This window comes from Nostoc sp. (genome assembly GCF_036916735.1).
In the GTDB taxonomy this organism is placed as follows: Bacteria; Cyanobacteriota; Cyanobacteriia; order Cyanobacteriales; family Nostocaceae; genus Nostoc.
Map to the genome: position 1 here is coordinate 82,750 of NZ_JBALFV010000054.1, position 8,648 is coordinate 91,397.

An 8,648-nucleotide genomic window follows, 5' to 3' on the forward strand; every position below is an offset into this window, starting at 1 on the left:
CTCTGGTCAAGCCACTGGAGACGGAGCCTCACAGTATAGTTTCCTAGTCTAGAGGCTGGGAAGCAGTCAGGGCAAGAGCTGTATCTTAACTTAGTGCCATTCGGGTCTGAGCCGATTACAAGCTTTCAACTCTTACCATACTAAGGAAGCAGTTGTGCGATCGCGTCTTCCTAGTGAAAGATAACAACTGTGTATTTGAGCGTCATTAATAGAACATCTACCTCTCAAGGTCAATGGTTCTTAACTGAGGAAACCAAATCTAGCACGTTAAAAGTGATTGAAGTACCAGGTTGTAAATCCATCACATCACCCCAGCAAACAATTTGAACGGATGATGAGTTAATTGGCGATGCTATTACATTTAGATGACTGTCGATGACTTCAATTTCTAAATCATTCCCTTGATGCTGAAGGCTAACGCGAAATCGGTTTAGTGAAGTTGGAAGGTATGGATCTAAACAAATGTTACTGCCGTAAGCGTGTAACCCAAGGTAATGGTGCCCAAGGAGATGGAGTGTACCTGCCATTGCTCCCAAGTGGATGCCATTTTTTGTTTCTTGACTACTCGCCCCCGATAAATCGGCAAACAGTGTTTCCATGAATAGCTGCCAGGATTTTTCGCGATGGGCTGCGCCCCGCCGTAGGCGATCGCATCTAGCAAAAGCCCCAGCATACACAAGTCGGGAGAGGCTGGACTCATGCACTGTATGCTGGAGATAATGAGTGATCGTCTTGTGCATTTGTGTCTGATTAAAGGAATAACCATTACGCTCTAGTAATGTTGTCAATTCTGTCTCAGATAGTAAAAAAAACAGCATCGCAGTATCTGCTTGCTTGCTAACCTGATAGCGGTTGATATCATCCCCTTTTGCTTCCAAGATTAAATTTACCTGCTGATTAGAGAACGGCTGCACATCAAATTCTTGCAAGGATCAAATCCTTCGTACTGGCTTAAAATACCGTCATCGTCAAAAACTACGTGCATCTTCCGGCTCACAGTATCCCAATGGTTGATTTCTTCCTGGCTCAGGTTGAGGCGATCGCAGAATTCACGACGGCAGGAAGGCGGTAGTAGATTGAGAACTTCCTGTGTTTGACAGAGCGTCCAGACTGCCATGACGTTTGTGTAGGTATTGTTGTTGATGCCGGGAGTTGCGGCATCTAGATAAGCGGTGTAATATTCATCAGGCCCAATCACACCGCAAATGTCGTAGCGATTGAGGTCAGGATTATAGGTTGCAATACTCGCCCAAAAACGGGTAATCTCAACCATCATCTCTGCCCCCTAGTCTATCAGGAAGGCAAGATCGTCGGTGAGGTTGTAGTAACGCCACAGATTACAGGCAATGATAGCGTTAATGTGATGCTGCAAGTTTGTACGATCGCGTAGCCAATGCCTTGAAAGCAGGTTGAACTGAAAACGGGGTGTTTCTTCACGTCCAGTGCTGGCGCTGCGCCAGGGAAACATTGCCCCTTTGTAGCCGTGTTGACGGGCAACAATTTTTGCTGCACTGAGGCGACGGTAACGATATAGCAGCATTGATCGCGCGATTTCTGGAAAGCGACAAGACAGAAATGGTAGCACAAAGGTTTCGTCCCAAAAAATGTGTCCGCGATAATCCTCCCCGTGCCACCCCCGCGCCGGGACTCCTGATCAGTGAAGAATAAATCACTTGGGCGTACTTGTAGCCAGTTGCACAGAGCGATAAATATCTCCATATCGGGCATTTTGCCATTTTCTACTCTTGATAAGGTAGATGGCGATACATTACCAATTTCTGCGGATGCTTCGTGCAGTCCTCTATTACCGCGTTTGTTACGGACTAGGGCTGCTAGTCGCTGGATGTTTAAATAGGTATTAGTCATTGGTCAAAACCTTTACCAGTTCCCGAAATAGTAACCGCGCTCATGCAGTCCGCAATGCGATTCCTAACCAGCTTCACTGGACGGCCCTGTGCTTTTTCAGTATCTAACTGTTCTCCCAAGATTTTACCAATTTCATTTTTGAGGCGTGATCGCTTTTTCAATTAGCCTCCCTCCTCCTCATCTGGCTCGTTGCTAATTACGATGTTGAGTACGTTGGGACTAGGGTACAAGGATTTGAGTACGATGATTCGCGCTCTGGCGAACGGAGAAATAGAGGTGAACATGACAACAAACATATCAATGCAACTTTTGGGGAAGTCCTAGAGCATCTAGCAAATCTTGAAACTAGATATTACAAATATGTTCACGCACATCAAGAAAGACTTGACCTCAGACGTAAAGAAAGTAATGAATCTGAAAAGGAGTTTGCACAAGAAGCAGAAGAATTAAGGGTAAAAATACTAGGACTCATAGGCAGATTCGATGAGCCTATGCCAGAAACAGAAATTAATGAAAATCCTGAATAAAACCGTCCTGCCTTTGAGGTGTGGGCGGTTTTGTTTTGCGATCGCGCGGTGCGGATTGGGGAGGGCTAATGACTAAAATTTTCTACTCATCAATGCTGACAAGGCACTGGTTAACCATCGGTGAGAGATTAGAGTGATTGCACTTTTGTCAAGAGGGTGCGGGAAAAGGGGATAAATCCAGCTTGGAGACTGGTTTTCGCAGTGCTTTGACTACTCCTAAATCTTGATTCTCTTTTGCAGCAAAGTATTTAATAGGGTCTTCAGCTTTGCCTTTGTCATAGGCAACATTAAAATGATGAAGACCTCGATAAATCATCTCTAAAGAAATACGGTCGAAAGGCAGAGATAATTCATCAGCAATCCAAATTAGTTCAAAATTACAGAGTGCAAATTTAACACTATCTGGCAATGGTCGCCTGAGTCTTCGTTGCCAATTAAATTGCAATTGAGGCAACAAATCTTTAAAGACATTCTCAAATAAGTCTGCTGGGAATACTAAAAATCTTTCTGAGAGTGATTGTTGGGCAACTTTGGTAACACCACACCATAATAAACCATACGAGTGCTAGCAAACGATTCAACTCTTGAACTCCAGGAACTTGTCGCCACAATAGTGTTAATACTGCTGCCACCATTAACGATAAATTCAGAATTCTATCTCGTAATCCTAATTGCTTATCATCGGTGAGAGGTTAAAACTAGAGAGCTTTTCTCAATAAGTAATAGTACTTAAAGTTATCAGAAAAATGGGGCTAATCAACAGAATTTTTGGGCTAGCGATCGCTTGGTATTTACTTGGCATTTAAAAGCATCATTCATTCTTGCCTTCAAATGCAGTACAAAGATTAATTGAATACTTACTATTTCAGTAAACTTTCAGCATGATTACTAATTGACAAAAATGATTTTATCTTAACCTCTCACGAATGCAAAGAGAGTGTATCTCAAACCCGATGTAGATATTTACTCTGCCCCTTTTGGACAGTCTGTTGGTGGGCAAACTTATCAAGCGGCTTTTAATCATTCTTACTCCTCTAGCTGATACTTGGCGTGATGCCGCAACCGCATCGGCTAAACGTTCCTACAAGTTCACGCCAGAAGGTGCTTAATGAGTGCCATAGCTCAAAGAACTGGAATTATCTCGACTCCACAAGATGATATCGATTTACTTGCGGTCGGACTTGATGATGAGCATAATGATGCTGATTTATGGGGGATGATCAACATTAATCAAGCTGCTAGAGGCTGGCTTGGGAATAAAAATTGTTACTAGTATTAATCGCATTTCTTTCTCAATTGCTCAAATTGAGCAAGATTTAAAAGAACATGCTGATAATGGTAAAAAAATCACAGACTTAGAACATAGGCTCGATTTACATATTCAAGATTACGTAAATCGGAAAGACACTATAACATTGTTGATTGGGCAAACTAAAGAAGTGATGGAGCATCGCACAAATCGTCTCTATACTTCCATGAAGGATATTGAAAATTACTTGCAGCTTCAAGAAACTTTCAAAATTCGGGAATTTCAGGATTTACACAAGATGGAAGAAGACAATCCGTTTGATTAAATTTAGATTAATTTGCGAACACTACAAACATGACTTCTTTATGGGAATAGTTGAGGTTTTGGAAATTATTGATTCCGTTCAAAGAGCTGGCAAATGGCGACTGAGTGTTAGAACCGATAACACTAAGCTTTGTGAGCTATGCACTCATGTACATGATTCTTATGAGTCAGCTTGGAACTGTGTTGATGTTTGGGCAGCCGCAAAAAAACTCTCTGGGGATTCACACAAGCATTTTTGACTCCTCGATCTAAAAGATGTTGAAGAAAATCATTAGCAAGGAGTGTTTCACTGAGGTCTGGACGGCGGTCAACCCTTACTTGAAAATCTGCATTAACACTACCGAGAGATATTATGCTTCCTTGACTCATGATGTCTTGTGTTTTTAGATTCGATAGGGAGATTGTCAGCCGCCAGACTGCGAAGACAATCTCAATAGTTGCATTAAAGCTTTTTCTATCAATACAAGCATCTAGCTTAAGTTAACTCCTAAGCACCCCCGATCATAAATCGCAAACTGCTCCTTATATCAATTCAGATTTAAACCAAAAGGTAGGGCAATTCTTTAGGTCTTGCATTTACGCTAAAGAAGTCTCTGAACTGAATTTTATAGTTTTTTGACTTTCTGGCTTTTTCTGATGTCAATTTTATGGTCATCTGCTTAACCGCCCATTGTTTGTTTATTATCTTGCTCGAAATCAAATAATTTAAAATGAGCGATTACAAAAGTGATCGATTGTAGAACGCACATTCATTCGGATGGCTCAATCGATTTCGGCGTTTGAGTCAGGATTGTAACTTGTATATAAAATTAAGTGAAGCAATAATTTATGGCTAATTTATTCATCTGATCCTAAAGCGAATAATAGCTTAAGTTTTGGTTTTTGAATCAGTTCTTAGTCATTAGTTTTCTTTCCCTGCTCCTCCATTCCCTACTCCCTCACCGCAAAATTGGGCTACCTTGATGATGAACTAAATACCACTTACCGCCAAGGAACTGAAATATATTTGTAGCTGTTGATTGTGCTTCAAGTCTTGTTATACCTACCACTTGGAACACATTTTCTCTCAACACAATATAAGCAATTTTATCATTTATTTCTGTAGCAATTATATCTGTGTTTATTTCAATATAAGCGGTGTTTTTAAATATTTGCTCCCAAGAGGAGCGAATCTCCTTCCAACCTCGCAGTATATTACTTCCAGGATGAATACAAAAACTACCAGTTCCTTGTGACCATACTGCACTCATGGTTTCAATATCTTTTCTCTCAAAAGCTCGATAAAAAGCTGCATTAGCTGCTAAAACTTCATCCTTAGTCATGGGGAATTAAATAGTTAATAGTTAGGAGTTAGGAATTAGGAATTCCTAAATTATAACTCTCAGCTTTGAAAAATAAATTAGTAATTCCTAATGCCCAATACTTCGGCTCCTTTCGACTTACTTCGACTATGCTCAGGACAGGCGTTAGTTAAGCGCAGTCGAAACTCAGTACAAGTAGCTCAGTACATAGGTGTCAACTTAACGTATAAGCTAGATTTGGCGAACTTTCCAGGTTTGACCTTCACCCCCAACCCTGAAGGCAATTTTGCCAGAGGGGAGCAAATTCTCTAGTTCCCTGAATCCCAAATTGGGAGAAGGGGTTAGGGGATTAGGGCAAAATGTCCTCTCAAAGCAGATTTTTTCTTAAGTTGACACCAATGCTCAATCCCCAACTCCTAATTATTTTTGACTGTATTTATAGTTTGCAGTAATTGGCTAGCTGTATAAGGTTTGAATAAAAAGGCTTTGATACCCATGTCAGAAACTGTATTAACTTTATCTTGCAAAGTCAGTCCACTCACAGCAATGATTTTTACATTAGGGTTAATTTTTCTCAAGGTGCGGATAGTAGTTATTCCATCCATTGACGGCATGACCATATTAGTTAATACAAGAGATATTTCATTTCGATGTTCTGCATATAAGGCTATTGCTTCAATGCCATCACTAGCTGTAATTGCTTTGTAGTTATGGCTTTCTAGAGACGTTTTTGTTACATCTCTAATAGCAGCTTCGTCATCTACAACTAAAATTAATTCTCCTTGCCCAGAAGGTAATACCTGCTCTTGTTCTTCTATAGTTTCTGCCGCCTCTTGTGCTGGCAAATATACTTTAAATTGGCTGCCTTTTCCCTGAACACTTACTACGTCGATAAAACCGCCGTGGCTTTTAATAATGCCAAGTACTGTAGAAAGACCAAGACCTGTACCTTTACCCAGTTGTTTAGTCGTAAAAAATGGCTCAAATATCCGAGCTAATATTTCTGTATGAATACCAATTCCGCTATCACTAACAGTAATCACAATGTAGTGACCAACTTTAGCATCAATATGCATCTTAGCGTAATTTTCATCAATTAATAGATTGTCTGCCAATATTTTTAAAGCTCCCCCATTTGGCATAGCGTCACAAGCATTGACACATAAATTCATCAATACTTGATGCAGTTGTGTAGCATCACCGTATACAGTCCAAAGATTTTGCGGAATTTGAGTGGAAACTTCAATGGATTTGGGAAAAGTTTCTCTAATAATTTGCTTAATTTCTGTTATTAAATGCTTTAATTGCAATATTGTGCGATCGCCCTCAATTCCGCGAGTAAAAGATAATACTTGTTTAACTAAAGTAGCCCCACGTTTAGTGTTTGTAATCAATATTTGCAACAGTCGCCGAGAACGCTCATCAGCGACTTGTGGTTCTAACAGTTGGGCTGTCATCAAAATCGGGGTAAGAATATTATTTAAGTCGTGAGCGATACCACTGGCTAAAGTACCAATACTTTCCAATCGCTGGGCGCGGAGAAATTGTGCTTCTAATTGTTTTTTTTGTGTGATGTCAGTGTTAACAATCAAGATAGATTGTGCTTTATTACCGAATTCATGTACCAGTGTCCAACGACTTTTAACAATAATTTCTTTACCTGATTTTGTTTTTTGATGCAACTCACCCTCCCAAGAGCCATTTTTCATCATAATATTAAGTGCTTTTTCAACTTGAGACACATGTTTTTCATGCCAAAGAATTCGTGTTTTTTTATTGATAGCTTCTTCTTTTTTCCAACTGTACAGACTCTGAGCAGCTTTGTTCCAAAATAAAATTTTATTGTCCAAATCACACACAAAAATTGCATCGGTGGCAATATCTAGTAAAGCGGCTTGTTCGCGGATTTTCTGTTCTGTTTGTTTACGCTCAATGGCATAACGGATAGAACGCTCTAATAAAGGTGCAGTCAACTGGCTTTTTTCAAGATAATCTGCGGCTCCAGCTTTCATCGCTTCAATATCTATTTCCCAGTCGCCTTGGCCAGTCAGCAAAATTATCGGAGAACAACAGCCGTTGGCAATTGCTTCGCGCAAAAGTTCCAGTCCACTATCTGGCCCCAAACGGTAGTCTACAAGATAAATGTCATATTGGTAGCGAGCGATCGCATTTCTTGCTGCTTCATAATTATTTACCCATTCCAGTTGGCAGTTTGCTACCTGAAATTCACTGAACCAATAACGAGTCAAAATATAGTCATCTTCATCATCATCAATGAACAGAACTTTGATAGGGTTGTTGTCCATGTTTCTCTCCCACGGCTTCTAGTGGCAGTTTGACTATTTCAAACCAGTATTTGACTAAAGTCTTCATAACCTCAACTAATGAAGCAAAAGTTACTGGCTTAGTAATAAAAGAGTTCGCACCCAAATCGTAAGTATTATATATATCTTCTTTACCTCGTGATATTGACAGTATGACGATTGGAATTCGCCGTAGTTGTAGATCAGTTTTTATCTCTTTGAGTGCCTCAAGATCGCTAATTCTAGGCATATTCAAATCTAATAGAATCAAATGCGGATGCGGTAAACTGCTGTTGTTAGCATATCTACCACGGTGGTATAGATAATACATCAGTTGAAAAACATTGAAAATTCGATTAAGATATTTTTCTTCAAAACCAATACCATTATTTTCTACGATGATTTGACAAAGTTCAGAATCTTTAAAGATGTTATCTGCTTGATTGTTGAAAATTGACTATAGATTTTGATAACAGGTGATATCTGTGGGCGGTGGAATTTGAAGGCGTTACCAATGAGGTTTTGCAGCAATTGACGCATATGTAAAGAATTGACTTCAATGGTGGGTAATTCTCCTATTTCTACAGTTCCTCCAGTTTGTTGCACATAAAGTTCTAAATCAAACAATACCTCTTGGGCAATCTTTATAAGATTTACTGATACAAAAGGTTGCGTGGTAGTAAATCGTGAAAGTGTCAACAAGTCTTCAATTAATGTTTGCATTCTCAATGCAGCATTCTGCATTCGTTCTAGGTAGTCACGTCCTTGTTCAATTAACGTATCGCCATAGGTCGTTTTGAGGCGATCACCAAAGCTTTTAATCTTACGCAGTGGCTCTTGCAAATCGTGGCTGACAGAGGATTAATTTGTAGATAAATATAAAAAATATTATTGTTCCCAGCCCCATCAATACAGAGCTATTAGTAAGATTTTTGTAAAAAATTATACAATTAGGATTTTTGCTGGGAGCGATCGCTCTTTATTAACGTGAGTTCGACGGATAGAAAAGCCCAAAAAGCTTGCTAGGTATGAATTTGGTTAAGTGGGCAGGTGAAGTGCGATCGCTACGCTCACCGCA

The 8,648-nt window shown here is 39.8% G+C and carries 10 protein-coding genes and 4 pseudogenes; 4 read left to right on the forward strand and 10 right to left on the reverse strand.

The genetic code is table 11. The features are described 5' to 3' along the window. Nucleotides 1–230: 230 nt before the first annotated feature. From V7L20_RS13920 to V7L20_RS13940, 5 genes and pseudogenes are all read right to left on the reverse strand, one after another. Nucleotides 231–914, reverse strand: a complete 684-nt coding sequence (locus tag V7L20_RS13920; protein WP_334744654.1) for a hypothetical protein — start codon at nt 912–914, stop codon at nt 231–233. Continuing rightward, nucleotides 887–1,606 (reverse strand): annotated as a pseudogene (locus tag V7L20_RS13925) (hypothetical protein). Before V7L20_RS13925 ends, V7L20_RS13920 begins: the two are co-directional and overlap by 28 nt. A 71-nt stretch (nt 1,607–1,677) precedes the next feature. Continuing rightward, nucleotides 1,678–1,866 (reverse strand): annotated as a pseudogene (locus tag V7L20_RS13930) (helix-turn-helix domain-containing protein); the annotation flags it as partial. Then, nucleotides 1,863–2,027: a hypothetical protein gene (locus tag V7L20_RS13935; protein WP_334744655.1), complete on the reverse strand. Its 165-nt coding sequence runs from the start codon at nt 2,025–2,027 to the stop codon at nt 1,863–1,865. The gene V7L20_RS13935 and the pseudogene V7L20_RS13930, both read right to left, overlap by 4 nt. A gap of 526 nt (nt 2,028–2,553) precedes the next feature. Beyond that, nucleotides 2,554–3,070: pseudogene (locus V7L20_RS13940) on the reverse strand (hypothetical protein); the annotation flags it as partial. Nucleotides 3,071–3,501: 431 nt separating this feature from the next. Here V7L20_RS13940 and V7L20_RS13945 point away from each other — a divergent pair. Both V7L20_RS13945 and V7L20_RS13950 read left to right on the forward strand, forming a co-directional pair. Continuing rightward, the gene (locus V7L20_RS13945) at nt 3,502–3,666 is read left to right on the forward strand and encodes a hypothetical protein (RefSeq protein WP_334744656.1); all 165 of its coding nucleotides are present in this window, start codon (nt 3,502–3,504) and stop codon (nt 3,664–3,666) included. After that, on the forward strand, nt 3,644–3,967 hold the full coding sequence (locus V7L20_RS13950; protein WP_334744657.1) for a hypothetical protein: 324 nt from the start codon (nt 3,644–3,646) through the stop codon (nt 3,965–3,967). Before V7L20_RS13945 ends, V7L20_RS13950 begins: the two co-directional genes overlap by 23 nt. Before the next feature lie 122 nt (nt 3,968–4,089). Here V7L20_RS13950 and V7L20_RS13955 read toward each other — a convergent pair whose 3' ends face one another. After that, a complete protein-coding gene (locus tag V7L20_RS13955) occupies nt 4,090–4,335 on the reverse strand; it encodes a hypothetical protein (RefSeq protein ID WP_334744658.1) in 246 nt (81 codons plus the stop codon). A 380-nt stretch (nt 4,336–4,715) separates the two neighbouring features. Between V7L20_RS13955 and V7L20_RS13960 the strand changes: the two are divergent. Continuing rightward, a pseudogene (locus V7L20_RS13960) lies at nt 4,716–4,802 on the forward strand (IS5/IS1182 family transposase); the annotation flags it as partial. A gap of 102 nt (nt 4,803–4,904) precedes the next feature. Here the strand turns inward: V7L20_RS13960 and V7L20_RS13965 are convergent. Further along, a complete protein-coding gene (locus V7L20_RS13965) occupies nt 4,905–5,288 on the reverse strand; it encodes a nuclear transport factor 2 family protein (RefSeq protein ID WP_334744659.1) in 384 nt (127 codons plus the stop codon). 90 nt (nt 5,289–5,378) lie between these two features. On the opposite strand from V7L20_RS13965, the gene V7L20_RS13970 reads away from it, so the two are divergent. Further along, nucleotides 5,379–5,579, forward strand: coding sequence for a hypothetical protein (locus V7L20_RS13970; protein WP_334744660.1), 201 nt, complete (start codon nt 5,379–5,381; stop codon nt 5,577–5,579). A gap of 104 nt (nt 5,580–5,683) precedes the next feature. On the opposite strand, the gene V7L20_RS13975 is transcribed toward V7L20_RS13970, so the two are convergent. The 3 genes from V7L20_RS13975 to V7L20_RS13985 are packed head-to-tail and all read right to left on the reverse strand — an operon-like array spanning nt 5,684 to nt 8,413. Continuing rightward, a complete protein-coding gene (locus tag V7L20_RS13975) occupies nt 5,684–7,573 on the reverse strand; it encodes a hybrid sensor histidine kinase/response regulator (protein ID WP_334744661.1) in 1,890 nt (629 codons plus the stop codon). Beyond that, entirely contained in the window at nt 7,539–7,952 is a 414-nt protein-coding gene (locus tag V7L20_RS13980) for a response regulator (protein WP_442943544.1), read from the reverse strand. The genes V7L20_RS13975 and V7L20_RS13980 overlap by 35 nt, the downstream gene beginning before the upstream one ends. A gap of 11 nt (nt 7,953–7,963) precedes the next feature. Then, a complete protein-coding gene (locus V7L20_RS13985) occupies nt 7,964–8,413 on the reverse strand; it encodes a sensor histidine kinase (protein WP_442943542.1) in 450 nt (149 codons plus the stop codon). Nucleotides 8,414–8,648: the final 235 nt, after the last annotated feature.

Excerpts from the sequence above, each read along its gene's own strand:
- V7L20_RS13965 (WP_334744659.1), bottom strand. The coding sequence starts at position 5,288 with ATGACTAAGGATGAAGTTTTAGCAGCTAATGCAGCTTTTTATCGAGCT.
- V7L20_RS13945 (WP_334744656.1), top strand. The coding sequence starts at position 3,502 with ATGAGTGCCATAGCTCAAAGAACTGGAATTATCTCGACTCCACAAGAT.
- V7L20_RS13975 (WP_334744661.1), bottom strand. The coding sequence starts at position 7,573 with ATGGACAACAACCCTATCAAAGTTCTGTTCATTGATGATGATGAAGAT.
- V7L20_RS13955 (WP_334744658.1), bottom strand. The coding sequence starts at position 4,335 with ATGAGTCAAGGAAGCATAATATCTCTCGGTAGTGTTAATGCAGATTTT.
- V7L20_RS13970 (WP_334744660.1), top strand. The coding sequence starts at position 5,379 with ATGCCCAATACTTCGGCTCCTTTCGACTTACTTCGACTATGCTCAGGA.